The following is a 26,682-nucleotide window of genomic DNA, read 5'->3' on the forward strand; positions in this document are numbered from 1 at the left end:
ATGAATGATCTGTTGTCCCAGGACGAGATCGATGCCCTGCTCCACGGCGTGGACAGTGGCGCGGTCGAAACCGATCCGGAACCGCCGTCAGGCGAAGCGCGCTCGTACGACTTCGCCAGCCAGGACCGCATCATCCGCGGTCGCATGCCGACCCTGGAAATGGTCCACGAGCGTTTCGCGCGCCTGTGGCGGATCGGCCTGTTCAACCTGATCCGCCGCTCGGCCGAGCTGTCGGTGCGCGGCATCGAGCTGATCAAGTTCAACGACTACATGCACTCGCTGTATGTGCCGACCAACCTGAACCTGATCCGCTTCAAGCCGCTGCGCGGTACCGGCCTGATCGTGTTCGAGCCGACCCTGGTGTTCGCCATCGTCGACAACTTCTTCGGTGGCGACGGGCGCTACCCCACCCGCATCGAAGGCCGCGAGTTCACCGCCACCGAAATGCGGGTGATCCACCTGCTGCTGAAGCAGACCTTCGCCGACCTGCGCGAGGCCTGGGCACCGGTGATGGACGTCGACTTCGAGTACATCAACTCGGAGATCAACCCGCACTTCGCCAACATCGTGACGCCACGCGAATACGTCGTGGTGTGCCGCCTGCACGTCGAACTCGATGGCGGCGGTGGCGACATCCACGTCACCCTGCCGTATTCGATGCTGGAGCCGATCCGCGAGCTGCTCGACGCAGGCATCCAGAGCGACCGCAACGACCGCGACGAGAGCTGGGGCAAGACCCTGCGTGAACAGCTCAACATCGCCGAAGTCACCCTGTCCAGCGTACTGGCCAGCAAGCGCATGACCCTGCGTGACCTGACCCAGCTGAAGGTCGGCGACATCCTGCCGATCGAGCTGAGCCCGCAGGTGCCGGTGTGCGTGGAGAACATCCCGGTGTTCACCGGCGAGTTCGGCATCGCCAACGGCATGAACGCCGTGAAGATCACCGCTACCCATCCGCCGGGCACCCGCCCGCGCGTACCCGTCATCCAGGAAGACCCGCAATGAACGATATCGACGCCCTCGAACCCACTCCGGCCCAGTTCAGCAGCCTGCAGGCCGATGAGGCGAACGGCCCGGACCTGAACCTGGACGTGATCCTCGACGTACCGGTGACGCTGTCGCTGGAAGTCGGTCGCGCGCGCCTGCCGATCCGCAACCTGCTGCAGCTCAACCAGGGTTCGGTGGTGGAACTGGAACGTGGTGCCGGCGAGTCGCTGGATGTGTTCGTCAACGGCACCCTGATCGCCCACGGTGAAGTGGTGGTGATCAATGACCGCTTCGGCGTGCGCCTGACCGACGTGGTCAGCCCGAGCGAGCGGATCCGGAGACTGCGTTGAGCCTGCTGGCCTCCACCCTGTTGGCGGTCGGCAAGACCGCCGCGCCGGTTGGCCCGCAGGTCGGCCAGCATGCGGCCGCTGCACCCAGCCTGTTCGGCGCGGTGCTGGCGCTGCTGGCGGTGCTGGCCCTGGTCGTCGGCCTGGGCTGGCTGCTCAAGCGCATGCCCGGCAGCGGCTTCCGCCCTGCCGAAGGCATGAAGCTGGTGGCCAGCCTGAGCGTGGGCGCCAAGGAGCGCGTGGTGGTCGTCGAGGTCAATGGCCAGCAGCTGCTCCTGGGCGTCACCGCCGGTGGCATCAACACCCTGCATACCCTGCCCGAACCGTTGCCGCCCCCGGCGCCGGTGCGCGTGCCGGATTTCAAGAACCTGCCGAATTTCGCCCAGCTGCTGCAGCAGCGGCTGCGCAAGGATCCCTGACATGCGTGTCACCCGTACCCGTCTTGCCACCCTGATGCCGTGGCTGCTGTTGCTTACCCTGTGCCTGTTGCCGGCACTGGCGTTCGCCGCGCCCGGCGCACCGACCACGCCGCTGCCGGACATCAATGTCGGCAAGATCGGCGGTGCACCGGTCAGCCTGCCGCTGCAGACCCTGCTGTTGATGACGGCGATCACCCTGATCCCGTCGATGCTGCTGGTGCTGACCTCGTTCACCCGCATCATCATCGTGCTGGGCCTGCTGCGCCAGGCGCTGGGCACCGGCCAGACACCGTCCAACCAGGTGCTGCTCGGCCTGGCCCTGTTCCTCACCGCGATGATCATGCTGCCGACCTGGGACAAGGCCTGGAGCACCGGCATGGCGCCGTACCTCAACGGCGACATCGACTTCCAGACCGCCTGGACGCTGACCACCACGCCGCTGCGCGCCTTCATGCTGGCGCAGATCCGCGAGACCGACCTGATGACCTTCGCCGGCATCGCCGGGCACGGCACCTACGCCAGCCCCGATGCGATCCCGTTCCCGGTGCTGGTCGCCTCGTTCGTCACCAGCGAGCTGAAGACCGCCTTCGAAATCGGCTTCCTGATCTTCATCCCGTTCGTGATCATCGACCTGGTCGTGGCCAGCGTGCTGATGTCGATGGGCATGATGATGCTGTCGCCGATGCTGGTGTCGGCCCCGTTCAAGATCCTGCTGTTCGTGCTGGTCGATGGCTGGGTGCTGACCGTCGGCACACTGGCGGCGAGCTTCAATCCGGCTTGACCCAACCCCGCAACGGCCGTCGAGCATGGCTCGACGCTACATGAGCGTCGCCGGGCACGGCCCGGCACTACCGATGGAAAGACCATGTCTCCCGAACTTGCCCTGACCGAACTGCGTGGCGGCCTGATCACCGTGTTGTGGGTGGCCGGCCCGCTGCTGCTCACCGTACTGGTGGTGGGCGTGGTGGTCGGCGTCGTGCAGGCCGCGACCCAGCTCAACGAACCGACCATCGCCTTCGTTGCCAAGGCGGCGGCACTGACCGCGGTGCTGTTCGCGCTGGGCAGCCTGCTGATCGGCCACCTGGTTGAATTCACCACGCTGCTGTTCCAGCGCATTCCACACCTGATCGGCTAGGACACGCGCCTCGATGGACGCCGCCACCCAGATGGCTGCCGACGGCCTGCAGGCCTTCGGCATGATCGGCACCGTGCTGTGGACCATGCTGCGCATCGGCGCGGTGGCCATGGCCATGCCCATGGTCGGCACCCGCGCGGTGCCGGCACGGATCCGCGTGATCCTGGCCGGTACCCTTGCCATCGCGTTGGCACCGCTGCTGCCGCCGGTTCCGGACTGGACCGGCTTCGATGCTGCCACCGTACTGACCATCGCCCGCGAGCTGGCCATCGGCGTGTCCATCGGCTTCCTGCTGCGGCTGGTGTTCGAGGCCGGCGCGATGGCCGGCGAACTGATCGCCCAGGGCACCGGGCTGGCCTTCGCGCAGATGAGCGACCCGCTTCGTGGCGGCACCTCCGGCGTGATCGGGCAGTGGTTCTACCTGCTGTTCGGCCTGCTGTTCTTCACTGCCAACGGCCATCTGGCGCTGATCTCGCTGGTGGTGGACAGCTACCGGGCGCTGCCGATCGGCGCCCCGCTGCCGGACCCGCACGCCTTCTTCAGCATCGCTCCGACCTTCCTGCTGACCGTGCTGCGCGGCGCACTGACCCTGGCCATTCCACTGACCGTGGCGATGCTGGCGGTGAACCTGGCCTTCGGCGTGCTGGCGCGTGCTGCCCCGGCACTGAATCCGATCCAGCTGGGCCTGCCGGTTTCACTGCTGCTGGGCCTGTTCCTGCTGGCCCTGCTGGCCGGGGAAATGGGCCCGCCGGTACAGCGCCTGTTCGATGCCGCCTTCCAGGCTGCGGACGCGGTCACGCACTGACCCGATCATCACGTTTTACTGCTTGCCCTTCCCCCGGGTCTGCGCGCTAGAGTGAATGCGCGGCAACCGGGGGGATGCCGCACGTGGCCGCCGCCCTGCGTCGGCCTGCCTCATGCATGCCCCACCGTGGTTTCCGTCGACACGCAGGTCCGGGAGACTGACGAATGCTGGTAGGCACGTACAACCCGTGGCTGGTGGCGATCTCGTTGCTGGTTGCCGTGATGGCTTCGTACACCGCGCTGGCGATGGCCGGGCGCACCGTCACCGCACCCGGCAAGGGCGCGGCCTGGTGGTGGCGCCTCGGTGGTGGCTTCGCCATGGGCCTGGGTATCTGGTCGATGCACTTCATCGGCATGCTCGCCTTCGACCTGCCCATTCCGCTCGGCTACGACCTGCCGATCACCCTGCTCTCCCTGGCCCTGGCCATCGCCTCATCGGTGTTCGCGCTGTGGCTGGTTTCGCTGCGCACCCTGCCGCACCCACGCCTGGCCGGCGGGGCATTGCTGATGGGTACCGGCATTGCCGGCATGCACTACGTCGGCATGGCGGCGATGCGCATGCAACCCGGCATCGACTATGACCCGGGCTGGCTGCTGTTCTCGCTGATCGTGGCGGTCGCCGCCTCATGGACTGCGTTGTATGTGGCCTTCCGCCTGCGCGCGCAGCGCACCCGTGTCGGCGACCGGCTGGCAGCCGCTGGCCTGCTCGGGCTGGCCATCGTTGGCATGCACTACACCGGCATGGCCGCCGCACGCTTTCCGGAAGGCAGCATCTGCGGCGCGGCGGTCGGCGATGGCCTGCAGAACGAGTGGCTGGCGATGCTGGTAGTGGTGCTGACGGTCGCGATCCTCGCGGTGGTGCTGGTGGTGTCCTGGCTGGACCAGCGGGTGGAGGCGCAGCTGCTGCGGCTGCGCAACTCCATGCTGAGCACTTCGTTGACCGATGCGCAGCAGGAGCTGACCCAGGCCGCGCTGCATGATCCGCTCACCCGCCTGCCCAACCGCCTGCTGTTGCAGCGCCGCATCGTGCAGGCACTGGCCGAGGCCGAACAGGGCGGCAGCCGCTTCGCGGTGATGTTCATGGACCTGGACGGCTTCAAGCAGGTCAACGATGCCTATGGCCACCAGGCGGGTGACGCATTGCTGGTGGCGGTGGCCGAGCGCACCCGCCAGCTGCTGCGCCCGCATGACATGCTGGCGCGCCTGGGCGGCGATGAGTTCGTGCTGGTGGTGCGCATCGAGCACGATGAGGATCTGCCAACCCTCGCCCGGCGCATCCTGCAGGCGGTCGGCAGTGGGCCGTTGCTGCCGGACAACGAACTGCAGGTAACCGCCAGCATCGGCGTGGCGATCTGCCCGGATCACGCCGCCAGCGAGCGGCAGCTGATGGCCTTTGCCGACGCGGCGATGTACCAGGCCAAGGAATCCGGGCGCAACGCCTTCGTGCTGTTCGCCGACTGGATGAATGACAGCGCCGAACAACAGTTCCGGCTGCTGGCCGACCTGCGCCGGGCCATCGGCAGCGAGCAGCTGTTCCTGCACTACCAGCCCAAGATCCGCGTGGCCACGCAGAAGGTGGCCGGTGCCGAAGCGTTGATCCGCTGGCACCATCCGGAGCATGGCCTGATTCCGCCCGATCGGTTCATCCGCCTGGCCGAGCGCAGTGGTGCGATCAACGAGATCGGGCGCTGGGCGCTGGACCAGGCCTGCCTGCAGCTGCGGCGCTGGCACGATGCCGGTCACGAAGGCTGGTCGATGTCGGTGAACCTGTCGCCGGTGCAGTTCAGTTCGCCGCACCTGCTGCAGGATGTGCGCGCGGTGATCGAACGCCACAACATCGCCCCGCGCCACCTGGTGCTGGAAATCACCGAAAGCACGGTGATGCGCGATACCGACACCAGCCTGCGCCTGCTGCAGGCGCTGTCGGCGCTGGGCGTAGGCATCTCCATCGATGACTTCGGCACCGGCTATTCCAGCCTGCTGTACCTGAAGCGGCTGCCAGCCACCGAGATCAAGATCGACCATGCGTTCGTGCGCGACCTGGAACACAGTGCAGAGGACGTGGTGATCGTCTCGGCGATCGTGGCGCTGGGCCATGCGCTGGACATGGACATCGTCGCCGAGGGCGTGGAGACCGCCGCCCAGCGCGCCTACCTGGAGCGCCTGGGCTGCGACTACCTGCAGGGCTACCTGCTGGGACGGCCGGTCGATGCGGCGCGCTTCATGCAGCTGCACGACCTGCCCCGGCCGCGGGTGGAACTGGCGCAGAGCCCACCGCCCAGCGACAACGCGCCCCGGTAGCGCCGAGCCTGCGCTCGGCTCCCGCCGGGCACGGCCCGGCGCTACCATTGGTTGGCCTTCGGTAGATCCACGCCACGCGCGGATGCGCCGTTCCACCGTCATCCCAGGAAGCGTCCGTGGCCCTACGTACCCCCCTTGCTGGCCTGTTGCTGGCCCTTGCTGTTGGCCACGCTGCTGCCGCTGATCTGCCGTGGTCATTGCCAGCCGATGCTTCCCCGGCCCAGGTCGACGCTGCCCTGCAGGCCCTTGGCAAGGGCGTGCTGAAGTCGCCCGACCTGACCGATGTACAGCGCGGCCACGCGTTGGTGGCGGCGGGCCAGACGGCCGAAGCGCGGCGATCGATCCAGCAGGCACGCGCATCGCTGGCAAGCGAAGGTGATACCGCAGCAGTGCAACGCTGGGTACCGATGCTGCTGCTCGTCACCGCCGGCGAGCAGGACGCAGCGGAGTATGCGCGCGCCTTCCACGCCACCTTCGCCGCCCTCGACGACGTTGCCGCGGTGCAGGCCGGTGCCGCACTCTCGGTTGAGCCAGCCCCGGTGCGCGCCCAGCTGGAGCAGGCCGTCGCGGCACAGGCGGGGGCGACGACCATTGCCGAGGCTGTCGCCCTGGAACTGCTGCGCCTGCGGGCGGTACTGCGTGCGCAGACCCTGGCCGCTGCCCTGGCCCCTCCGCTGGTCGTGGCGGAAGAGCAGCGCCGCTTCGCCATCGACGACGCATTGCGCATCCCCGTTGGCGATGGCGTCGTGCTGTCGGCGCAGCTGGCCCGCCCTCGCGCCGCATCGGTGCCCCTGCCTGCGGCCATGCTGTTCACCATCTACACCGATCCACCCAAGAACCGGCAGAAGATGCTGCTGGCCGCCGCGCATGGCTACGCCGGCATCGTGGTCGATGCGCGCGGCAAGGGCCAGGGCAGCGGCACCATCGCCCCCTACGAGCATGACGGCGCGGACGCCAACGCGGCCATCGACTGGATCAGCCGCCAGCCATGGAGCGATGGCCGGGTGGCCATGTATGGCGGCAGCTACGAGGGCTTTACTGCCTGGGCGGCGGCGCGCCATCACCATCCCGCATTGAAGACCATCGTGCCCTACGTTGCCGCCATCCCCGGCCAGGGCCTGCCGATGGAGAACAACGTGTTCCTGAGTGCCAACTACGGTTGGGCGTTCTATGTGGCCAATGACCCGATGCTGGACAACGACACCTACAACCAGAACGAACGCTGGTCACAGCTGCCCCGCCGCTGGTATGCCTCCGGCCGCCCTTACCGGCAGATCGACCAGATCGACGGCACGCCCAACCCCTGGCTGCAGCGCTGGCTCGATCACCCGACGTACGACGCCTACTGGCAGTCGATGGTTCCCTATGGCGACCAGTTCGACGACATCCGCATCCCGGTACTGACCATCACCGGGTACTACGACGATGGCCAGATCTCGGCGCTGCAGTACTTCAAGGAGCACCTCCGGCACCGCCCCGATGCCGACCATGCGCTGCTGATCGGCCCCTACGACCATCGCGGTGCGCAGTCGGCGCTCAAGCCGATGCAGCTGCGTGGATACGACCTGGACGCCGTCGCGCAGTTCGACACGCCCGCACTGACCTTCCAGTGGCTGGACCATGTGCTGCGCGGCGCGCCGCGCCCGGCGCTGGTGCCTGACCGCGTGAACTACCAGCTGATGGGCGCCAATCGCTGGGGGCATGCGGCAACACTGGACGCCGCCGCGGGTGCCCACCGCCGCTACCACCTGTCGGCTGCACCCGCTTCGCCCGATGGCTACCACCGCCTGCAGGAACAGCCGCCAGCGCCGGGCCAGCTGGGGCAGACCGTGAACATGGCCGACCGCAACGAAATGCGGCACGGCTACTACCCGTTCCCCATCGTCGCAGCACAGGATGAAGCCGACACCGCGCTGGCCTATGTCTCGGAACCCTTCACCGGCCCCATGGACCTGGTAGGCAGCTTCTCCGGAGACCTGAAGGTACGGATCAACAAGCGCGACTTCGATTTCACCGTCACCCTGTACGAGCTGATGGCCGATGGACACCGGATGCAGCTGTCCTATTACATGGGCCGGGCCAGCCACGTGCGTGACCCGGGTACGCGCCAGTTGCTGCAGCCCGGCCAATGGACCCACCTGCCCTTCGATCGCACGCGCATGGTCGCCCGCCGCCTGGCTGCCGGCAGCCGCCTGCTGGTGAAGGTGGATGTGCTGAAGGACGCCATGCACCAGGTCAACCACGGCAGCGGCCGCGATGTCAGCGACGAATCGGCCGCTGATGGGGGCACCCCGCTGCAGGTGGATTGGCACAGCGACAGTGTTCTGACGATTCCCCTGCGCCCCGCCAGCGACTCCCTACAGTAGATCCATACCATGCGTGGATAGGCAACGGCCCATCACGGAACACTTCTTGCACGCACCCCGGCATCCCCTGCCGCAGTGCCCGTGATGTCCGAGAACGAATCCGCCGGCGAAAAGACCGAACAACCTACCGAAAAACGCCTGCGCGACGCCCGTGAACAAGGCAACCTGCCGCGCTCGCGCGAACTTGGCACCGCCGCCGTGTTCGGTGCCGGCGTGCTGGCGGTGATGGCCATGAGCGGCTCGATCGGCCGTGGCGCCAGTGCCTGGATGAAGCACGCGCTCAGCCCGGAACAGGGCCTGCGGCAGAACCCGAAGGAACTGTTCGGCCACTTCGGCGACCTGCTGCTGCAGTTCATGCTGGTGATCGCACCGCTGGTGCTGGTCTGCCTGCTGGCCAGCTTCGTCGCCCCGTTGGTGATGGGCGGCCTGCGCTGGTCGCAGAAGGCGTTGCTGCCCGACATCAACCGCATGAACCCGATGAGCGGGCTCAAGCGCCTGTATGGCCCGGAGGCGATTGCCGAATTCACCAAATCGCTGCTGCGCGTGGCCTTCGTCGGCGTCGCCGCAGGGCTGGTGGTCTGGACCGGCTTCGACACCCTGCGCGGGCTGATCCACCACCCGCTGGAAACCGCCATCACCGATGGCCTGGGCTTCACCCTGCGCCTGCTGCTGGCCACCGCCGGCGCGATGCTGGTGCTGGCCGCCATCGATGCGCCCTACCAGCGCTGGAACTGGATGCGCAAGCTGAAGATGACCCGTGAAGAGCTGCGCCGGGAAATGAAGGAGAGCGAGGGCAGCCCCGAGGTGAAGGGCCGCATCCGCCAGCTGCAGCAGCAGATGGCCAACCGTCGGATGATGGAAGCGGTACCCACCGCCGACGTGGTGGTGGTCAACCCGACGCACTACGCGGTGGCCCTGAAGTACGAGGGTGGGACCATGAATGCTCCCACCGTGGTCGCCCTGGGCGTGGACGAAACCGCCCTGCGCATCCGTGAGGTCGCCGACGGCAACAAGGTCGCGATCGTCTCCGCCCCGCCTTTGGCACGCGCCTTGTATCGGGAAGGCCAACTCGGAAAGGAAATCCCCGTGAGACTGTATTCGGCCGTCGCCCAGGTCCTGTCCTACGTCTACCAGCTGCGCGCCTGGCGCACTGGCCCGATGCCGGACGCCCCGCACATCCAGGTGGATGAATTCGGCAAGGGGGGCCGCCCGTGAGCGCCCAGCCCTCCGCCGGCTTCAACACCCGCCGTGCCCTGGAAATGATCCGCCAGGGCCTTGGCGCGCCGCTGATCGTGCTGGCCCTGCTGGCCATGGTCGTGGTGCCGCTGGCCGCGCCGGTGCTCGATGCGCTGTTCACCTTCAACATCGCCATCTCGCTGATGGTGCTGCTGGCGGTGGTCTACGTGAAGCGCCCGCTGGACTTCACCATCTTCCCGATCGTGCTGCTGATCACCACCATGCTGCGGCTGGCGCTGAACGTGGCCTCCACCCGCGTGATCCTGCTCAACGGCCAGAACGGCCACGACGCCGCCGGCAAGGTCATCGCCGCCTTCGGCGAATTCGTGATCGGCGGCAACTATGCGGTCGGCATCGTGGTGTTCGCGATCCTGACCATCATCAACTTCGTGGTCATCACCAAGGGCGCCGGCCGCGTTTCGGAAGTGACCGCGCGCTTCATCCTCGACGCGATGCCCGGCAAGCAGATGGCGATCGACGCCGACCTCAACGCCGGTTTGCTGACGCGTGAAGAAGCCAAGCTGCGCCGCGAGGAAGTGCGCGAGGAAGCCGACTTCTACGGCGCGATGGACGGCGCCAGCAAGTTCATCCGCGGTGACGCCATCGCCGGCATCCTGATCCTGTTCATCAACATGCTCGGCGGCCTGGCCGTGGGCGTGTTGCAGCATGGCATGCCGTTCGGCGAAGCCGCTGCCACCTACACCCTGCTGTCCATCGGTGACGGCCTGGTGGCGCAGCTGCCGGCCCTGCTGGTCTCCAGCGCGGTGGCGATGCTGGTGACCCGCGCCTCGCGCTCGCAGGACATGGCCCAGGCGATGACCGGCCAGGTGTTCGGCCAGTACCGCGCGCTGGCGATCACCGCCGGCATCATCGGCGTGGTCGGCCTGGTGCCGGGCATGCCCAACGTCGCTTTCCTGACGCTGGCCGCTATCCTCGGCTTCATCGCCTGGAAGGTCTACCGCAAGGGCAAGGCCGCAGCCACCGACCCGGCAGCCGCCGGCAATGACGCGGCCGCACTCAACGCACTCGGCCGCCCGGCGGCACCTGCGCCGACCGCCGAACTGAGCTGGGACGAGCTGCGCCCGGTCGATCCGCTGGGCCTTGAGGTCGGCTACCGGCTGATCCCGCTGGTGGACAGCAACCAGGGCGGCGAACTGATGGCGCGCATCAAGGGCGTGCGCCGCAAGCTGACCCAGGACGTCGGCTTCCTGATTCCCTCGGTGCACATCCGCGACAACCTGGAACTGCCGGCCAACGGCTACCGCGTGCTGGTGCATGGCGTGCCAGTGGCCACCGCCGAGATCCACCCGGACCGCGAACTGGCGCTGGACCCGGGCAGCGCGCTGGGCACCCTGGAGGGCATTGCCGGCAAGGATCCCGCGTTCGGCCTGGATGCCACCTGGATCCAGCCGCACCAGCGTGCCCAGGCTGAAACGCTGGGCTACACCGTGGTCGACCCGGCCACCGTGGTGGCCACCCACCTCTCGCACCTGATCCGCGAACATGCGCCGGAACTGCTCGGCCACGAGGAAGTGCAGCACCTGCTGGCCAACCTGGCCAAGAGCGCGCCCAAGCTCGTCGAAGATCTGACGCCGAAGGCGCTGCCGCTGTCGGCAGTGGTGCGCGTGCTGCAGAACCTGCTGGTCGAGCGCATCCCGATCCGACAGCTGCGCAAGATCGCCGAAGCGCTGGTCGAACACGCGCCCAGCAGCCAGGACCCGGCGGTGCTGACCGCTGCCGTGCGCACCGCGCTGGGCCGCTTCATCGTGCAGGAGATCGCCGGAATGTCGGCGGAGCTGCCGGTGTTCACCCTCAACCCGCAATTGGAACGTGTCTTGCAGGAGTCCACGCAGGGCAACGGCGCCGCGCTGGAACCCGGACTCGCAGAGCGACTGCACCAGAGCCTGGCCGAATGTGTCAGCAAGCAGGAAGCGCGAAACGAGCCGGCGGTCGTGCTGGTACCGGGCCCGGTGCGCGCCGCGCTGGCGCGCCTGGTCCGCCACAGCGTTCCGTCGTTGTCGGTCCTGGCCTACAGCGAGGTGCCGGAGGACAAGCGCCTGAAGCTGGTCGGAACGATCAGCTGACGCCGCCCACCGATGCGCCAGAAAACAGACACCACCTTCGAACCAACGCAACAGACAGATACCAAGGGGAACCCGCACCGTGCAGACCACCGACCACCCGAGTTCTCCGACCGCCACCCCGCCGTCTTCGTCCCGTGACCACAGCATGAAAATCAAACGATTCGTCGCCGCCGACATGCGCTCGGCCATGAACCTGGTGCGCAAGGAACATGGTCCTGACGCCGTGATCCTGTCCAACCGCCGGATCGAGGAAGGCGTCGAGATCGTCGCCGCGGCCAACTACGACGAGAGCGCCGTGCAGCGTGCACTGGAAGCCTCGCGCCGTGATGTCGCACCGCCGCCGGCTCCCAAGCCGCGCACCGCTGCTGACGCGGTGATCGCCGCGGTCACCCGCCGCCGCAGCGCTGCCCCGGCGCCGGAGCCGGTGGCCGCCACCACCTCGGCCGTGGCCGCCCTCGCCCGTGCGGCCGTGGGTGCCACCGGCCGCACCTTGGACAGCGCCGACGAGATCGTGCCGACCCGCGGCAGCACCGGCTTCGCAGCCACCCTGGCGCGCGCCGCCGTCAACGAACCGGCGCTGCCCGAACAGATCTTCGCCCCGTTCGCCGAGGCCATCGTCGCACCGGGCCCGGCCGTCACCGCGCCGGCCAACCGCGCCCGCTTCCAGATCGACCCGCCGCACGACACGCATCACGAAAGCGTGCCCCCCGCCGTGCAGCCGCCGCCGCTGCCGGGCGCTGCCATGGCCGATGTCCAGCCTGACATCGCCGCCAGCGAAACGGCAGCGCTCGAAGCCGCCGGCGAAGCCAGCCCGGCCCCCATGCTGGCCCCGGCACCGACGCTGACCGTGGTTGCCCAGGACGACGCCGAGATCCGCCAGCTGCGCCAGGAAGTGGCCGGCATGCGCCAGGTGATCGAGCGCGAGATGAACCGCTTCACCGACGAGCGCCTGCGTGGCAGCCCGGTGCGCGCCACCGCGCTGGACCTGATGGACGAGTACGGTTTCGACGCCGGGCTGGCCCGCGACGTGGCCATGCAGATCCCGCTGGAGACCGAAGCCCATCGTGGCCGCGGCCTGATGCTGGGGCTGATCTCGCGCAAGCTGCCGATCGCCCCGGTCGACCCGCTGGAAGAAGGCGGCGTGATCGCCCTGGTCGGCCCGACCGGCGCCGGCAAGACCACCACCATCGCCAAGCTGGCCTCGCGCTTCGCCGAGAAGCATGCGCCGCGCGATGTGGCCCTGGTGACCACCGACACCACCCGCATCGGCGCCCGCGAGCAGCTGTACGGCTACGGCCGCCAGCTCGGCATCGCGGTGCACGAGGCCAACAGCGGCACCGACCTGGACCAGCTGCTGGAACGCCTGAAGGACTACAAGCTGGTGCTGATCGACACCGCCGGCCTGGGCCCGCGCGACCGCGCGCTGGCCGCGCAGCTGCAGTGGCTGCGCGCCGCCCGCCAGGTACGCACCCTGCTGGTGCTGCCGGCCAACACCAGCTTCGGCGACATGGACGAGGTGGTCCGCCGCTTCGGCGCCGCCAACCTGCAGGGCCTGGTGCTGAGCAAGCTGGACGAGACCGGCCGCTTCGGCAACGCCCTGTCAGTGGCCGTGGACCACGCCCTCCCGATCACCTGGGTGACCGATGGCCAGGACGTTCCGGAGGACCTGCACCGGGCCAGTGCGGCCAATCTCGTACTTCGCCTTGAAGATTTGCGCCGCGCGGCCGATATGCCCTGCAACCCGGAGTTGAACCATGCCGTCGCGTGAGTACGCCAAGCTGACCAAGACCTTCCCGCTGTCGGCCACCCGCAGCGAGCCGCTCGGCCCTGTGCGCACCATTGCCGTCACTGGCGGCAAGGGCGGCGTGGGCAAGACGAATGTGTCCGCCAACCTGGCGGTGGCACTGGCCGGCATGGGCAAGCGCACGCTGCTGCTGGACGCCGACCTGGGCCTGGCCAACATCGACGTGATCCTGGGGCTGAACCCGACCTTCACGCTGGCCGACCTGGTCGCCGGCCGCTGCTCGCTGGACGACGTCATCGTCGAAGGCCCGAACGGCGTGCTGGTGGTGCCGGCCGCGTCCGGCCGCCGGCACATGGCCGAGCTGGCCCCGGCCGAGCACGTCGGCCTGGTCAACGTGTTCTCCGAGCTGGAACGCGAACTGGACATCATGGTGGTGGACACCGCCGCAGGCATCACCGACGGCGTGCTGACCTTCTGCCAGGCCGCGCAGGACACCGTGGTGGTGGTCTGTGACGAGCCGGCCTCGATCACCGACGCCTACGCGCTGATCAAGGTGCTGTCGCGCGAACGCGGCGTGGACCGCATCCAGGTAGTGGCCAACATGGTGCGCGACCCCAACGAGGGCCGCGTGCTGTACGAAAAGCTGACCCGCGTGTGCGAGAAGTTCCTCGCCGATGTCTCGCTGAACTACCTGGGCTGCGTGCCGCAGGACGACTGGCTGCGCCTGTCGGTGCAGCGCCAGCAGCCGGTGGTGAAGGCCTACCCGTCCAGCCCGGCCGCGCTGGCGATCACCGAGATCGCGCGTCGCACCGCACGCTGGCAGGCGCCGACCGAACCGCGTGGCGGCGTCGAGTTCTTCCTCGAGCGCATCCTCAAGCAGCGCGGGGTGGCCGCATGAAAGGCGCAGCCCAGTACAGGGAAGTCCAGCGCTCGGCGGCCAACGAGGTCATCGCCCAGCATTCGGACCTGGTGCGGCGCATCGCCCACCACCTGGCCGCGCGGTTGCCGGCCAGCGTTGAAGTGGACGACCTGATCCAGGCCGGCATGATGGGCCTGATCGAAGCGTCGCGCAGCTACGACGCCGACCAGGGCGCCTCGTTCGAGACCTATGCCTCGATCCGCATCCGCGGTTCGATGATCGACGAGATCCGCCGTGGCGACTGGGTGCCGCGCTCGGTGCACCGCCGTGCACGCGATGCCGCCGCCACCATCCGCCGCCTGGAACAGAGCAGCGGCCGCGCCGCCAGCGCCACCGAAGTGGCCGCAGCGATGGAGATGCCGCTGCCCGAATACCTGCGGTTGATGGAAGACGCCGCCCGTGGCCAGGTGCTGAGCCTGGAGTCGCGCATCGAGGACCAGGGCGAGCTGGACACCGTCGCCCAGGGCGGCCCGACCCCGCAGCAGGTACTGGAGCGTGGTGAGTTCGGCCGCGAGCTGGGCAAGGCCATCGGCCACCTGCCCGAGCGCGAACAGCTGGTGCTCTCGCTCTACTACGAGCAGGAACTGAACCTGAAGGAGATCGGCGCGGTGCTCGGCGTGAGCGAGTCGCGGGTCTGCCAGATCCACGGCCAGGCGGTGCTGCGCCTGCGTGGCCGGCTCAAGATTTTCGAGGCGGCGGACGCCGGCCTGGAAGAATGAACATGCCCGAGGCGGCTGCCCCCGGCCGCCCGGAATGAACAACAAAGGAACTCTGCTTTGAACAAGAACATGCGCATCCTGATCGTCGATGACTTCTCGACCATGCGTCGGATCGTCAAGAACCTGCTGGGCGATCTGGGCTTCACCAATACCGCCGAAGCCGAGGACGGGCATGCCGCGCTGTCGCTGCTGCAGAGCCAGCCGTTCGATTTCGTGGTCACCGACTGGAACATGCCGGTGATGACCGGCATCGAGCTGCTGAAGGCGATCCGTGCCGATGCCAAGCTGAAGACCCTGCCAGTGCTGATGGTCACCGCCGAAGCCAAGCGCGAACAGATCATCGAAGCCGCCCAGAACGGCGTGAACGGCTACATCATCAAGCCGTTCACTGCGCAGACGCTGGAAGAGAAGCTCGGCAAGATCTTCGAACGCTTGGCGGCCAGCGCCTGATGGATACCACGGTCGACAAGAGCGCCCTCGCCCTGCGCCTGCAGGAAGCCCTGGACGCACTCGAGTCCGGTGACGAGGCCGCCTGGCGGCAGCGCATCGACGGACTGGTCGCGCTGCGAACGCAGCCGATGATGAGCGGCCTCTCGCGGCTGGCCCGCGAGCTGGGGCAGGCACTGGGTGAGCTGCCGACCGTGCCCAGCGAGGCCGGTGAGCTGGACGACGCCTGCGCACGCCTGGACCACGTGGTGGCCATGACCGAACAGGCCACGCACCGTACCCTGGACCTGGCCGAGGAATGCCGCAGCCTGACCGAACAGCTGCGTGCTGAAGGCCTGCAGCCGGGCCAGGACGCGCAGCTCGAGCGCATCCGCCACAACCTGACCGAGATCGCCCTGACCCAGAGCTACCAGGACCTGACCGGGCAGATCATCCGTCGCGTGGTCGGCATCGTCCGCCGCGTGCACGAGGGCTTCGGCGCACTCGGCCTGCCGCCGGAACAGCATCGCACCGACCCGGAACTGGCCGGGCCGGCACTGAAGGGACTGGACCGCCACGCGGTCTCGCAGAACGACGCCGACGACCTGTTGTCGGATCTGGGGCTGTAAGCATGAGCGCGGTATCCGACGACATCACTGCCGATTTCATCATCGAGGCACAGGAAATCCTGGATCGCCTGGGCGAACAGCTGGTGTCGCTGGAGCAGGCACCGCAGGACACCGAGCAGCTCAACGCGGTGTTCCGTGGATACCACACGCTCAAGGGCGGTGCCGGCTTCCTTGGCGTCACTGCGATGGTCGAGCTGTGCCACGCCGCTGAAGAGGCCCTGGGCATCGCGCGTGCCGGGCAGGCGGTGCTGCAGGCCCACCACTTCGACGCCGCCCAGCAATCGCTGGACTACCTGCAGTCGATGCTGGACGCCGTGTCCTCCGGCACCGAGCCGGGTTATGCGCCGCCGGACCTGATCGCGCAGTTCGACATGAACGGTGGCACTGCCGCGCCGGTCGCTGCGGCCGCCCCTGCGGCAGCTGGCAGCGACCTGATCACCGACGACGAATTCGAGGCCCTGCTGGACCAGCTGCATGGCGGCAACGCACCGACCGCGGTCGCGCCGGCCAGGAAGGCCGACGACGGCCTGATCAGCGAAGACGAGTTCGAAGCGCTGCTGGACCAGCTGCACGGCGGCGCTGCGCCAGGCGCGAAGCCTGCTGCCACCGTCGCGGCGGCATCTGCCGCTGCACCGCGCCCAGCGCCCGTACCGGCGCCCGCCGCCAAGCCGGCGGCCAAGCCGATGGCCGAGGCCGAGCACACCGTGCGCGTGGACACCAAGCGCCTGGATGCGATCGTCAACCTGATCGGCGAACTGGTGCTTTCCCGCAACCGCCTGAAGACCCTGCGTGCACGCCTGCGCGACGAGGAGCTGGACCGCGCCGTATCGACGCTGGACATCGCCACTGCCCGCCTGCAGTCGGCGGTGATGCGTACCCGCATGCAGCCGGTGGGCAAGGTGTTCTCGCGCTTCCCCAAGGTCGCCCGCGACGTCGCCCGCTCGCTGAAGAAGGAAGTGGACCTGGAGCTGGTCGGCGCCGAAACCGAACTCGACCGCAACCTGGTCGAAGCACTGGCCGATCCGCTGGTGCACCTGGTCCGCAACGCCATCGACCATGGCGTGGAAATGCCCGACCTGCGCGAAGCACAAGGCAAGCCGCGGATGGGCCATGTACGCCTGTCGGCGCAGCAGGAAGGCGACTACGTCAGCATCGAGGTGCAGGACGATGGCGCCGGCATCGACCCGGAGAAGCTGCGCGCGAAGGCGCGTGAGAAAGGCCTGATCGATCCGGAAGCCGCCGCCCGCCTGAGCAGCGAGGAATGCCTGCACCTGGTGTTCCTGCCCGGCTTCTCGACCAAGCAGCAGGTCACCGACATCTCCGGCCGTGGCGTCGGCATGGACGTGGTGCAGTCGCGCATCCGCGAACTGAGCGGCCAGATCCAGATCCAGTCGGAACTGGGTCGTGGCAGCCGCTTCCTGATCCGCGTGCCGCTCACCCTCGCGATCCTGCCGACCCTGCTGGTGCAGGCCGGCGAGGACGTCTACGCGCTACCGCTGGCACGCGTGATGGAAGTGCTGCACGCGCCGCGCACCTCGCTGGGCTGGTTCGATGGCCGCGCCGTGCTTGATCGCCGCTCGCACACCCTGCCGCTGGTCGACCTGCGCCAGTGGCTGGATGTGACGCCGGCCGCGTCAACCCTGCTGACCATCGTGGTGCTGCAGGCCGGCGAAGCGCGCTTCGGCCTGGTCGTGGACCAGGTGCGCGGGCGCGAGGAAGTGGTCATCAAGCCACTGCCAAAAGCCCTGCGCGGCCTGCGCGGTTATGCCGGTGCAACGTTGATCGGCGATGGTCGCATGGCACTGATCCTGGACGTGGACGGCATACGCTGAACGCCGCCGGGCAAGGCCCGGCGACCCGAATACTGTGACTACCGTCTGTACGCATTCTCCCGGTGTCTCAAGTCCCATTCATACAAGCCGATACCGGAACCATGGATAGACTCAGCCTCATTGGACTCTTTCTCGCCCTGGCCTCGCTGGTCGGTGGCAGCATCCTCAAGGGCGCCGGCCTGGCGTCGCTGTGGTCGCCTGCGGCGTTCGTGATCGTCATCGTCGGTACCGTTGCCGCGATCCTGCTTCACACCTCGCCGGCGGTGTTCAAGCATGCGTTCAAGATCGTGCGCTGGGTCGTGCGCCCGCCGCACAGCGATCGCCGCGAACTGATCCAGCAGATCGTCGAGTGGAGCAACATCGCCCGCCGCCAGGGCCTGCTGGGCCTGGAATCGCAGGTGGAAGCGCAGCAGGACCCGTTCCTGCGCAAGGGCCTGCAGCTGCTGGTGGACGGCGTTGAACCCGAATCGATGCGTCACATGCTGGAGATCGAACTGGGCAGCCAGGAGCACCAGGACCAGGCCGGTGCCAAGGTCTTCGAAGCGATGGGCATCTACGCGCCCACGCTCGGCATCATCGGTGCCGTGCTCGGCCTGATCGCGGTGATGAAGAACCTGGCCGACCCGAGCAAACTCGGCCACGGCATCGCCGCCGCGTTCACCGCCACCATCTACGGCATCGCCTCGGCCAATCTGCTGTTCCTGCCGATCTCCGCCAAGCTCAAGAGCGTGATCTCGCACAACACCCGCGACCGCGAAATGGTCATTGAAGGCCTGATTTCGATCGCCCAGGGCGAGAACCCGCGCAACATCGAAACCAACCTCTCCGGCTTCCTGCACTGACATGGCCCGCCGCAAGCACCACGAAGAGCACGCCAACCATGAAGCATGGGCGATCCCCTATGCCGACCTGATGACGTTGCTGCTCGCCTTCTTCGTGGTCATGTACGCGATCTCCTCGGTCAACGAGGGCAAGTACCGGATCATGGCCGACGCGCTCACCGATGCCTTCGGCGGCGCACCGCGCACCATCAATCCGGTGCAGGTGGGTAACAAGCAGGTGCAGGGTGGCGGCTGGGACAGCCCCTCGGTGATCAAGTCCGGCACCAAGATCGGCCCCTCCGCGCCCGCGCCGTCGCACGACCCGACCCTGCTGCCGTCGATGGCCTCGCAGATGCGCATGCCGGTCTCCGTGCACAACCAGGAGCAGATCGCCCGTGCCGAGCGCCAGCTCAACAGCATCGCCGACCGCCTCACCGCCGCACTGGCGCCGCTGATCGACCGCGGCATGATCAGCGTGCGCCGCACCGAGTTGTGGATCGAAGTGGAGATCAACAGCGACATCCTGTTCCCCACCGGCTCGGCCGCGCTGGACGTGCATGCACGGCAGACGCTGGCCAGCCTGGCCGAGGTGCTGCGCGACGTGCCCAACAGCGTGCGCGTGGAAGGCCATACCGACAACGTGCCGATCGCCACCGCCACCTTCCCTTCGAACTGGGAACTGTCGGCCGGACGCGCCGCCAGCGTGGTGCACCTGTTCGCCGACCAGGGCGTGCAGCCATCGCGGCTGGCGATGGTTGGCTATGGCCAGTTCCGTCCGCGCGAAGAGAACGACAGCGCGCAGGGGCGCAACCGCAACCGCCGGGTGATGGTCATCATCCTGGCCGACACCTCGCATTCGGTGGATCCGCTTGGCCAGCGCCTCAACGCGGCCACCGGCGCCGTCGACGACAGCACCACCGAACAGGCCGCCGCAACTCCGGCTACCGCCCCCACCTCCCCCATCGCACCGGTGAAGTTGCCGCCGGTGCCGGCTGGCAGCCGCGTCGGCGCCGCCGTTCCCCCGGCAATGAAGGAGTAATCCGATGCGCATCTGGGCAGTCGCCAACCAGAAGGGCGGAGTCGGCAAGACCACCACCACCCTCGCCCTCGGCCGTGGCCTGGCCGCCCTTGGCCATCGCGTGCTGCTGATCGACCTCGATCCGCATGCCTCGCTCAGCCGCGCCTTCGGCGTGCCGGTGGATCCGCCGCCGGCCGGCGTACTGGAACTGTTCGGCGCCCCGCCGGCCGATCTTTCCAGCCTGTGCCATGCCAGCAGCATCCACGGCCTGGACTACGTCTGCGCGCAGTCGGCGCTGGCCACGCTGGAGCGCCGCAGCGCCAACCAGCCCGGCCTCGGCCTGGCCCTGCAGAACGCACTGGCGCGTCACCAGGGCCAGCACGACTACATCCTGCTGGACTGTGCCCCCACCCTTGGCCTGTTGATGATCAACGCACTGGCCGCTGCCGACCGCCTGATCATTCCCACCCAGGCCGAGCCGCTGGCCCTGCATGGCCTGGACGGCATGGTCCGCACCGGCGAGATGGTCGAGCGCTCGCGCCGCCGCCCGCTGCCGATCTCGATCCTGCCGACCCTGTTCGACCGCCGCACCCGCGCCGGCAACGAGTCGCTGCGCACGATGCAGGATCGCCATGGCACCCGCGTGTGGGAAGACGCCATCCCGATCGACACCCGCATCAGCAATGCCGCAGGCCTGACCCTGCCCAGCGTTGGTGAGGACTACCCGGGCCGCGGCCTGGCCGCCTATCGCCGCGCACTGAACTGGATCCTCGTTGAGGATGCCCGTGCCCTGGAGCAGGCCGCATGAACAGCACCGGCGTACTGGACGACTACCTGGACGAACTGCTGGGCGAAGCGATCGCCCCGGCGGCCGTCGTGCTGCCAACGCCGGACAGCGCCGCCCCGGCTCCGGACAGCACATCGGAACCGGAACGCGAGCCGACCTGGGATGACCTGCCGGCCGAGGTGATCTACGAAACCGACACCGTTGCCGCGGGGCCTGCCGTGGACAACGCCGCGCTCGAAGCCGCCTTCGAGGCAGCCACAACGGCCGAGCGCGAACCCACCTGGGACGATCTGCCCGCCGAAGTGATCTATGAGACGGGCACTGTTGCCGCTGCCCCGGCACAGGACGAGGCAGCACTGGAAGCCGCCTTCGAGGCCGCCGCAATGCCGGTCGCCGCTCCCGAGCGCGAACCGACCTGGGATGACCTGCCTGACGAGGTGATCCACGAGACGACCCCGGCCCAGGCCGGCCCGGAGCCCACCTGGGACGACCTGCCCGACGAAGTGATCTACGAGACCGACGCGGCCGACAGCCATCAGCTCGCCCACACTGACAGCCCCGGTCTGCAGGCTGCGTTCGAAGCCGCTGCGGGTGGCGAGGATGTCCCCACGCCGCCACCGGCCGTGGTTGCGCCCCCGGCACCGCGCGCTGCACCCGCGCCCGCCCCGGTCGCGCGTGCTGCCGCCGCGCCGCCGCCCCGCGTTGCCCTGGATGCCCCGGCCACCAACCGTCCCGGTACCTGGCAGGAGCTGCAGGCGCAGGCGCACCAGCCCGCCAGCAGCCCGCACCCGCAGAACCGCCGCGCCGGCGAGCGCACCTCGCGCTGGCTGCGCCTGCGCTGCGGGACCCAGGCCTATGCGCTGGAACTGCTGAAAGTGCAGGAAGTGGTGTTGCCGGTGCCACTGCTGCCGTTGCGTGGCACGGCACCGGCGATGCTCGGGATCATGAACCTGCGTGGCCAGGTGGTGCCGGTGATGGACCTCGGCCTGCACCTCGGCGCCGCAGCGGCAGAAGACGATGCCCAGACCCGCATCGTGGTGCTGGAAGAGGACGGCGAGACCATCGGCCTGCGCGTGTCGGCAGTGGAAGATGTCGCCAACCTCACCGATTCACAGATCGAACCCCCGGATACCGCCCGCATCTGCCAGATCTCCAATGATCTGTTCCGCGGCGTCGCCCGGGTCAGCCAGCGCCCGATGATCCTGCTGGACGCCACACGGCTGCTGAGTTGATCTGGAAAAAAGGGGACGGAGGGGATTAAGTCGCAAGTGGCTCGGCGCTTTGCGCCGAAGCGGTGCCTGTCGGGGACGCAAGGAGTTGATCCGTTGGATCAACACCTTGCGTCCCCACTGCGCGGTCGCCGTTGCCGAGGGGGCTGCAGTAGAGCCAGGTCGCTTGCGACTTGATCCCCGCCGTCCCCTTTTCAGCTGCGACCGCATCGACGCACCGCGTCGATTCCTCTAAAGAACCCCGCCGGGGTGCCGTTATGGATCACGGAACCGTTTGTCCGGAGCAACGATGAGCACTGTCGAACTGGGTGAGGATCTCGGCATCGAGAGCAGCACCGAGCTCAAGAACCGCCTCGCCCCGCTGGTGGCGCAGGCAGGCGAGCTGACCCTGGATGCAAGCCAGGTCGCCCGCATCCACACGGCCGCCGTGCAGGTGCTGTGTGCATTCGTGCAGGCCCGCCGCGATGCAGGCCTGGGCACCGGCTTCCACGGTTGCACCGCAACCTTCCGTGACGCCGCACGCCTGCTGGGCGTCACCCAGGCCCTGGGCCTGGACGTAACCCATGACAACCTGAAATCTGTGGAGAACGCTGCATGAGCGCACGTATCTTGGTGGTGGACGATTCGGCGTCGATGCGCCAGATGGTTTCCTTCGCCCTCACCTCGGCCGGTTTTGCCGTCGAAGAAGCCGAAGACGGCGCGGTCGCGCTGGGTCGCGCCAAGGGCCAGCGCTTCAACGCGGTGGTCACCGACGTCAACATGCCGAACATGGACGGCATCGCGCTGATCCGCGAACTGCGCCAGCTGCCGGACTACAAGTTCACCCCGCTGCTGATGCTGACCACCGAATCGGCCGCCGACAAGAAGTCCGAAGGCAAGGCCGCCGGTGCCACCGGTTGGCTGGTCAAGCCGTTCAATCCGGAACAGCTGGTCGCCACCGTGCAGAAAGTGCTGGGCTGATCGCCCCGCACCGCTCCCCTTCTTCGCTTCCGGACCACCACTGCCATGAGCATGGACCTGCAACGCTTCCACGCCACCTTCTTCGAGGAGAGCCGCGAAGGCCTCGACGCGATGGAGGCTGGCCTGCTGGCCCTGGAATCGGGGCAGCAGGACGCGGAGATCATCAATTCGGTGTTCCGCGCCGCCCACTCGATCAAGGGCGGCGCCGGCACCTTCGGCTTCGATGCCATCGCCGGCCTGACCCACGTGCTGGAAACGCTGCTCGATGAGCTGCGTGCCGGCAAGCGGGCCCTGGAAGGCCATGCCGTCGATGCCATGCTGTCCTCGGTGGATGTACTGCGCGCCCTGCTGCGCGAAGCCGAACATGGCCAGGCCGCAGACCCCGCTGCGGTCGCCGCAGTGAAGGCGCGCCTCGAAGCCGTTCTCTCCGGCCAGGCCGCACCGAGCGCGCCGGCCGCTGCCGCAGCCAAGGTGGACGATACGCCGGAAGCCTGGCAGATCGGGTTCACCCCGGCACCCTCGCTGTTCATGAGCGGCAACGACCCGTTGCGCATCATCCGCGAACTGGAACACCTCGGCTCGCTGCAGGTGGCCGCGCGCATGGAACGCCTGCCGGGCTTCGCCCAGCTCGACCCGCTGGAGGCCCACCTGGCGTGGGACCTGGGCCTGGTCGGCAAGGTGCCGCGCAGCAAGATCGAAGACACCTTCGCCTGGGTGCTGGACGACTGCGAACTGGACATCCGTCCGGCCGCGCCGCCGAGCCTGGCAACCCAGGCGCCCGTTGCTGCATCCCCTTCCACACCTGCTGCCGTCGTGCCGGCAGCGCCTGCTGCGCCTGCCGCCGGCGGTGCTGCCACCCAGGAAGCCGAAACGTCGATCCGCGTCAGCGTCGACAAGGTCGATGCGCTGATCAACCTGGTCGGCGAACTGGTCATCACCCAGGCCATGCTCAAGCAGGTCTCGCACGCGCTGGACCCGGTCCACGCCGAGAGCCTGTTCGCCGGCCTGGACCAGCTGGAACGCAACACCCGCGATCTGCAGGAAGCGGTGATCGGCGTGCGCATGCTGCCGGTCGACGCGGTGTTCCGCCGCTTCCCGCGCCTGGTCCGCGACCTGTCCAGCCGCCTCGGCAAGCAGGTGCGCCTGCGCACCGTCGGCGAGGGCACCGAGCTGGACAAGGGGCTGATCGAGAAAATCGCCGATCCACTGGTGCACCTGGTGCGCAACTCGATCGACCACGGCCTGGAAATGCCCGACGTGCGTCGCGGCGCGGGCAAGGACGAAACCGGCACGATCACCCTGGCCGCTTCGCACCAGGGCGGCCATATCGTCATTGAAGTGAGCGACGACGGCCGCGGCCTGGATCGCGCCAAGATCCTGGCCAAGGCCACCGAACGCGGCCTGGCCGTACCGGACAACCCGACCGATTCGCAGGTCTGGGACCTGATCTTCCAGCCAGGCTTCTCCACTGCCGATGCGGTCACCGACCTGTCCGGGCGTGGCGTCGGCATGGACGTGGTTCGCCGCAACATCCAGGCACTGGGCGGTGAGGTCCAGATCGAAAGCAGCCTGGGTACTGGCACCCGCACGCTGATCCGCCTGCCGCTGACCCTGGCCATCCTCGACGGCATGACCGTGGCCGTTGCCGGCGAAACCCTGATCCTGCCGCTGGCCTATGTGCTTGAGGCGTTGCAGCCGCAGGCCGAGGACATTCGCAGCATGGCCGGCGAAGGCCGCGTGCTGCGCGTACGTGGCGAGTACCTGCCGATCCTCTCGCTGAGCGAGTACTACGGCTACGGCAACCGTGCGCCGGGCAGTGAATCGCTGGTGGTCGTGGTCGAAGGCGATGGCCAGAAGATCGCACTGGAAGTGGATGAACTGGTCGGCCAGCAGCAGGTGGTGGTGAAGAACATCGAGAACAACTACCGCCGTATCGGCGGGGTGTCCGGTGCCACCATCCTTGGCGACGGCCGCGTCGCGTTGATCGTCGACATCGGCGGACTGGTGCGCTCGTTGCGGATGCCGCAGGCCGCCTGATCCACGCCGCATGCGTGTACTGGACCGCCGCCCTTCGGGGCGGCGGTTTTTGTTTGTGCGCGCTCTGCCAAGGGGGTCGGATCCCTTTCCGCAGGAAAGAGCTCTGACCCCATCCCTTCTGTGAACTCCGTCGCCATGATGGTTGCGGGCGCAATTACTTCATCCAAGCGAAAGCACGCCGCTGCAACGCTTTCGCGCTGTCATCCCTACGCAACCGAATGTGATCTGAGTCCATAAAGTCCACGCGGACGGCGCCGTTATTTCGCAATGACGGTCGTCACCGAACCCCACCGGGCACCCCCGTTCGCTCTGCAACCACCCCCGAACCGGCGCACAGACGCCGGCACTCTGCCCACCTGGAGCACCCTGCATGAAGTGGTTCCAAGATCTGCCCATCGCCCGCAAGCTGGCCGTGGGGTTCACCCTCACCACCTTGATGACCCTGATCCTCGGCGCCTTCGCACTGCTGCGCCTGAGCGAAGCCAACGCGCAGTTGCGCGAGATGGCTGGCAACGACATCCCCTCGGTCCAGCACCTGGGCGAGGCGCGCTCGCAGCTGGGGGAATTCCGCACCTATGAACTTGCACAGCTGAGCATGCTCGACCAGCCGGAGAAGGTCGCCGACTACAACAAGCGCATGGACGACACCGCCAAGGCCGTGCATGACGAGCTGGCCGCGTACTCGGCGCTGCCGGCGCTGGCCAAGGAGCGTGAACTCTATCGCGCGGCCAGCGCACAGCTGGACCGCTACTTCGCCGCCAACAAGGCGATGCGCGACGCCGTGACCGCCGGTGATGGCGCTCGGGCCCAGCAGATCTCCGACGAGCAGTCGCGCCCGGCGCGTCGCGACCTGTTCGCTGCGATGAAGGCGCTGGGCACCCACATCGCCGGCCAGATGGACGGCAAGATCGCCGACGCCAACGCCACCCATCGCAACAGCATGATCGCCATCATCGGCTGCATCGTCCTGCTGTCCCTTGTGGCCGCTGCGCTGGCCATCGTCATCTCACGTGCAGTGACCGGCCCCCTGGGCAAGGCCGTGAACGCCATCCAGGCCGTCGCACGCGGCGACCTCAGCGTCACCACCCAGAGCACCGGCAAGGACGAGGCTGGCCGCATGCTGGCGGCCACCGCCGACATGACCGCGATGCTGCGCCGCTTCAGCGAACAGACCCAGCTGATGGCACAGATGCATGCCGGCCCGGACATCAGCCACCGTATTCCGGAAGACTTCCCGGGCGTCTACGGCCAGCTGGCCAGCGGCATCAACACGGTGATCTTCGAACACCTCGATGCGATCGTCGATGCCATTGAAGTGCTCAACCAGTACGCCATCGGCAACCTCGCCCCGGACGCCCGCCGCCTGCCCGGCAGCCGCGCGATCCTGCACGAGTCGATGGACGCGGCCAAGGCCAGCCTGCTGGCCATCAACACGCAGATCCAGCAGCTGGCCTCGGCCGCCGCCGCCGGCGACTTCAGCCAGCGCGGTGATGCGCAGCGTTTCGATCACGATTTCCGCGTGATGATCGAGCAGCTCAACAGCATGATGCAGGTGGCCGACGGCAACCTCGGCCAGCTCTCGCAGCTGCTGCAGTCGATCGCCGCCGGCGACCTGACCGCACGCATGGACGGCCAGTTCAACGGCGTGTTCGCGCGCATGCGTGACGACGCCAACACCACCGTCGCACAGCTGACCCAGATCGTCGGCCAGATCCAGGCCAGTGCCTCCAGCATCACCTTGGCCGCTGGCGAGATCGCGTCCGGCAACAGCGACCTGTCGCGCCGTACCGAGCAGCAGGCCGCCAACCTGGAAGAGACCGCCGCCTCGATGGAGGAACTGACCTCCACCGTGCGCCAGAACGCCGAGCACGCCCGCCAGGCC

24 protein-coding genes are annotated in these 26,682 nt (G+C 68.0%); all 24 read left to right on the plus strand.

Annotated elements, in window-relative coordinates; translation table 11 throughout:
• On the plus strand, positions 1-1,005 hold the full coding sequence (gene fliM, locus AC5P6S_RS20010; protein WP_005409544.1) for a flagellar motor switch protein FliM: 1,005 nt from the start codon (positions 1-3) through the stop codon (positions 1,003-1,005).
• A complete protein-coding gene (fliN, locus tag AC5P6S_RS20015) occupies positions 1,002-1,337 on the plus strand; it encodes a flagellar motor switch protein FliN (protein ID WP_005409543.1) in 336 nt (111 codons plus the stop codon). The genes fliM and fliN overlap by 4 nt, the downstream gene beginning before the upstream one ends.
• The gene (fliO, locus tag AC5P6S_RS20020) at positions 1,334-1,753 is read left to right on the plus strand and encodes a flagellar biosynthetic protein FliO (RefSeq protein WP_010482437.1); all 420 of its coding nucleotides are present in this window, start codon (positions 1,334-1,336) and stop codon (positions 1,751-1,753) included. Before fliN ends, fliO begins: the two co-directional genes overlap by 4 nt.
• A gap of 1 nt (position 1,754) precedes the next feature.
• On the plus strand, positions 1,755-2,534 hold the full coding sequence (fliP, locus tag AC5P6S_RS20025) for a flagellar type III secretion system pore protein FliP (RefSeq protein WP_111193424.1): 780 nt from the start codon (positions 1,755-1,757) through the stop codon (positions 2,532-2,534).
• 84 nt (positions 2,535-2,618) lie between these two features.
• Positions 2,619-2,888 carry a flagellar biosynthetic protein FliQ gene (locus tag AC5P6S_RS20030; protein ID WP_005413254.1) on the plus strand — a complete coding sequence of 90 codons (270 nt, stop codon included), beginning with the start codon at positions 2,619-2,621 and terminating at the stop codon, positions 2,886-2,888.
• A gap of 13 nt (positions 2,889-2,901) precedes the next feature.
• Entirely contained in the window at positions 2,902-3,693 is a 792-nt protein-coding gene (gene fliR, locus AC5P6S_RS20035; protein WP_005409539.1) for a flagellar biosynthetic protein FliR, read from the plus strand.
• Positions 3,694-3,857: 164 nt separating this feature from the next.
• Entirely contained in the window at positions 3,858-5,993 is a 2,136-nt protein-coding gene (locus tag AC5P6S_RS20040; protein WP_005409538.1) for a putative bifunctional diguanylate cyclase/phosphodiesterase, read from the plus strand.
• A gap of 116 nt (positions 5,994-6,109) precedes the next feature.
• Positions 6,110-8,359, plus strand: a complete 2,250-nt coding sequence (locus AC5P6S_RS20045) for a CocE/NonD family hydrolase (protein ID WP_274850206.1) — start codon at positions 6,110-6,112, stop codon at positions 8,357-8,359.
• An 84-nt stretch (positions 8,360-8,443) separates the two neighbouring features.
• Positions 8,444-9,574, plus strand: coding sequence for a flagellar biosynthesis protein FlhB (flhB, locus tag AC5P6S_RS20050; RefSeq protein WP_012480102.1), 1,131 nt, complete (start codon positions 8,444-8,446; stop codon positions 9,572-9,574).
• A gap of 44 nt (positions 9,575-9,618) precedes the next feature.
• Positions 9,619-11,679 carry a flagellar biosynthesis protein FlhA gene (gene flhA, locus AC5P6S_RS20055; protein ID WP_169449112.1) on the plus strand — a complete coding sequence of 687 codons (2,061 nt, stop codon included), beginning with the start codon at positions 9,619-9,621 and terminating at the stop codon, positions 11,677-11,679.
• A gap of 145 nt (positions 11,680-11,824) precedes the next feature.
• Complete coding sequence (gene flhF, locus AC5P6S_RS20060; RefSeq protein WP_164173460.1) at positions 11,825-13,447, plus strand: flagellar biosynthesis GTPase FlhF; 1,623 nt, start codon at positions 11,825-11,827, stop codon at positions 13,445-13,447.
• Positions 13,434-14,321 carry a MinD/ParA family ATP-binding protein gene (locus tag AC5P6S_RS20065; protein ID WP_005409532.1) on the plus strand — a complete coding sequence of 296 codons (888 nt, stop codon included), beginning with the start codon at positions 13,434-13,436 and terminating at the stop codon, positions 14,319-14,321. Before flhF ends, AC5P6S_RS20065 begins: the two co-directional genes overlap by 14 nt.
• Entirely contained in the window at positions 14,318-15,061 is a 744-nt protein-coding gene (locus AC5P6S_RS20070; RefSeq protein WP_005413248.1) for an RNA polymerase sigma factor FliA, read from the plus strand. Before AC5P6S_RS20065 ends, AC5P6S_RS20070 begins: the two co-directional genes overlap by 4 nt.
• Positions 15,062-15,118: 57 nt before the next feature.
• Complete coding sequence (cheY, locus tag AC5P6S_RS20075; protein WP_005413247.1) at positions 15,119-15,511, plus strand: chemotaxis response regulator CheY; 393 nt, start codon at positions 15,119-15,121, stop codon at positions 15,509-15,511.
• A complete protein-coding gene (locus tag AC5P6S_RS20080; protein WP_010482455.1) occupies positions 15,511-16,116 on the plus strand; it encodes a protein phosphatase CheZ in 606 nt (201 codons plus the stop codon). Before cheY ends, AC5P6S_RS20080 begins: the two co-directional genes overlap by 1 nt.
• Before the next feature lie 2 nt (positions 16,117-16,118).
• Positions 16,119-17,948 (plus strand): chemotaxis protein CheA, encoded by a 1,830-nt coding sequence (locus AC5P6S_RS20085; protein ID WP_495204729.1) that lies wholly within the window; start codon positions 16,119-16,121, stop codon positions 17,946-17,948.
• 101 nt (positions 17,949-18,049) lie between these two features.
• Positions 18,050-18,790, plus strand: coding sequence for a flagellar motor protein (locus AC5P6S_RS20090; protein ID WP_014037096.1), 741 nt, complete (start codon positions 18,050-18,052; stop codon positions 18,788-18,790).
• 1 nt (position 18,791) lies between these two features.
• Positions 18,792-19,808: a flagellar motor protein MotD gene (gene motD / locus AC5P6S_RS20095; protein WP_005409526.1), complete on the plus strand. Its 1,017-nt coding sequence runs from the start codon at positions 18,792-18,794 to the stop codon at positions 19,806-19,808.
• 4 nt (positions 19,809-19,812) lie between these two features.
• On the plus strand, positions 19,813-20,595 hold the full coding sequence (locus AC5P6S_RS20100; RefSeq protein ID WP_012480096.1) for a ParA family protein: 783 nt from the start codon (positions 19,813-19,815) through the stop codon (positions 20,593-20,595).
• A complete protein-coding gene (locus AC5P6S_RS20105; RefSeq protein ID WP_012480095.1) occupies positions 20,592-21,806 on the plus strand; it encodes a chemotaxis protein CheW in 1,215 nt (404 codons plus the stop codon). Before AC5P6S_RS20100 ends, AC5P6S_RS20105 begins: the two co-directional genes overlap by 4 nt.
• A 286-nt stretch (positions 21,807-22,092) precedes the next feature.
• Positions 22,093-22,401: an STAS domain-containing protein gene (locus AC5P6S_RS20110; protein ID WP_012480094.1), complete on the plus strand. Its 309-nt coding sequence runs from the start codon at positions 22,093-22,095 to the stop codon at positions 22,399-22,401.
• Positions 22,398-22,763: a response regulator gene (locus tag AC5P6S_RS20115; protein WP_005409521.1), complete on the plus strand. Its 366-nt coding sequence runs from the start codon at positions 22,398-22,400 to the stop codon at positions 22,761-22,763. Before AC5P6S_RS20110 ends, AC5P6S_RS20115 begins: the two co-directional genes overlap by 4 nt.
• 45 nt (positions 22,764-22,808) lie before the next feature.
• Positions 22,809-24,800 (plus strand): chemotaxis protein CheA, encoded by a 1,992-nt coding sequence (locus tag AC5P6S_RS20120; protein ID WP_005409520.1) that lies wholly within the window; start codon positions 22,809-22,811, stop codon positions 24,798-24,800.
• Positions 24,801-25,170: 370 nt separating this feature from the next.
• Positions 25,171-26,682, plus strand: a 1,512-nt coding sequence (locus tag AC5P6S_RS20125; protein WP_495204730.1) for a HAMP domain-containing methyl-accepting chemotaxis protein, incomplete at its 3' end; no start/stop codon positions are given.

The organism is Stenotrophomonas sp. YJH_SMC_119, assembly GCF_059368315.1.

What these genes read in the sequence shown, in the direction of transcription:
- fliM (WP_005409544.1), top strand. Translation starts at nt 1, where the DNA reads ATGAATGATCTGTTGTCCCAGGACGAGATCGATGCCCTGCTCCACGGC.
- AC5P6S_RS20100 (WP_012480096.1), top strand. Translation starts at nt 19,813, where the DNA reads ATGCGCATCTGGGCAGTCGCCAACCAGAAGGGCGGAGTCGGCAAGACC.
- AC5P6S_RS20110 (WP_012480094.1), top strand. Translation starts at nt 22,093, where the DNA reads ATGAGCACTGTCGAACTGGGTGAGGATCTCGGCATCGAGAGCAGCACC.
- AC5P6S_RS20040 (WP_005409538.1), top strand. Translation starts at nt 3,858, where the DNA reads ATGCTGGTAGGCACGTACAACCCGTGGCTGGTGGCGATCTCGTTGCTG.
- fliR (WP_005409539.1), top strand. Translation starts at nt 2,902, where the DNA reads ATGGACGCCGCCACCCAGATGGCTGCCGACGGCCTGCAGGCCTTCGGC.
- flhB (WP_012480102.1), top strand. Translation starts at nt 8,444, where the DNA reads ATGTCCGAGAACGAATCCGCCGGCGAAAAGACCGAACAACCTACCGAA.
- AC5P6S_RS20030 (WP_005413254.1), top strand. Translation starts at nt 2,619, where the DNA reads ATGTCTCCCGAACTTGCCCTGACCGAACTGCGTGGCGGCCTGATCACC.
- fliN (WP_005409543.1), top strand. Translation starts at nt 1,002, where the DNA reads ATGAACGATATCGACGCCCTCGAACCCACTCCGGCCCAGTTCAGCAGC.
- AC5P6S_RS20070 (WP_005413248.1), top strand. Translation starts at nt 14,318, where the DNA reads ATGAAAGGCGCAGCCCAGTACAGGGAAGTCCAGCGCTCGGCGGCCAAC.
- AC5P6S_RS20090 (WP_014037096.1), top strand. Translation starts at nt 18,050, where the DNA reads ATGGATAGACTCAGCCTCATTGGACTCTTTCTCGCCCTGGCCTCGCTG.
- flhF (WP_164173460.1), top strand. Translation starts at nt 11,825, where the DNA reads ATGAAAATCAAACGATTCGTCGCCGCCGACATGCGCTCGGCCATGAAC.
- AC5P6S_RS20115 (WP_005409521.1), top strand. Translation starts at nt 22,398, where the DNA reads ATGAGCGCACGTATCTTGGTGGTGGACGATTCGGCGTCGATGCGCCAG.
- AC5P6S_RS20065 (WP_005409532.1), top strand. Translation starts at nt 13,434, where the DNA reads ATGCCGTCGCGTGAGTACGCCAAGCTGACCAAGACCTTCCCGCTGTCG.
- AC5P6S_RS20105 (WP_012480095.1), top strand. Translation starts at nt 20,592, where the DNA reads ATGAACAGCACCGGCGTACTGGACGACTACCTGGACGAACTGCTGGGC.
- flhA (WP_169449112.1), top strand. Translation starts at nt 9,619, where the DNA reads ATGATCCGCCAGGGCCTTGGCGCGCCGCTGATCGTGCTGGCCCTGCTG.
- motD (WP_005409526.1), top strand. Translation starts at nt 18,792, where the DNA reads ATGGCCCGCCGCAAGCACCACGAAGAGCACGCCAACCATGAAGCATGG.
- AC5P6S_RS20080 (WP_010482455.1), top strand. Translation starts at nt 15,511, where the DNA reads ATGGATACCACGGTCGACAAGAGCGCCCTCGCCCTGCGCCTGCAGGAA.
- fliP (WP_111193424.1), top strand. Translation starts at nt 1,755, where the DNA reads ATGCGTGTCACCCGTACCCGTCTTGCCACCCTGATGCCGTGGCTGCTG.
- AC5P6S_RS20085 (WP_495204729.1), top strand. Translation starts at nt 16,119, where the DNA reads ATGAGCGCGGTATCCGACGACATCACTGCCGATTTCATCATCGAGGCA.
- AC5P6S_RS20120 (WP_005409520.1), top strand. Translation starts at nt 22,809, where the DNA reads ATGAGCATGGACCTGCAACGCTTCCACGCCACCTTCTTCGAGGAGAGC.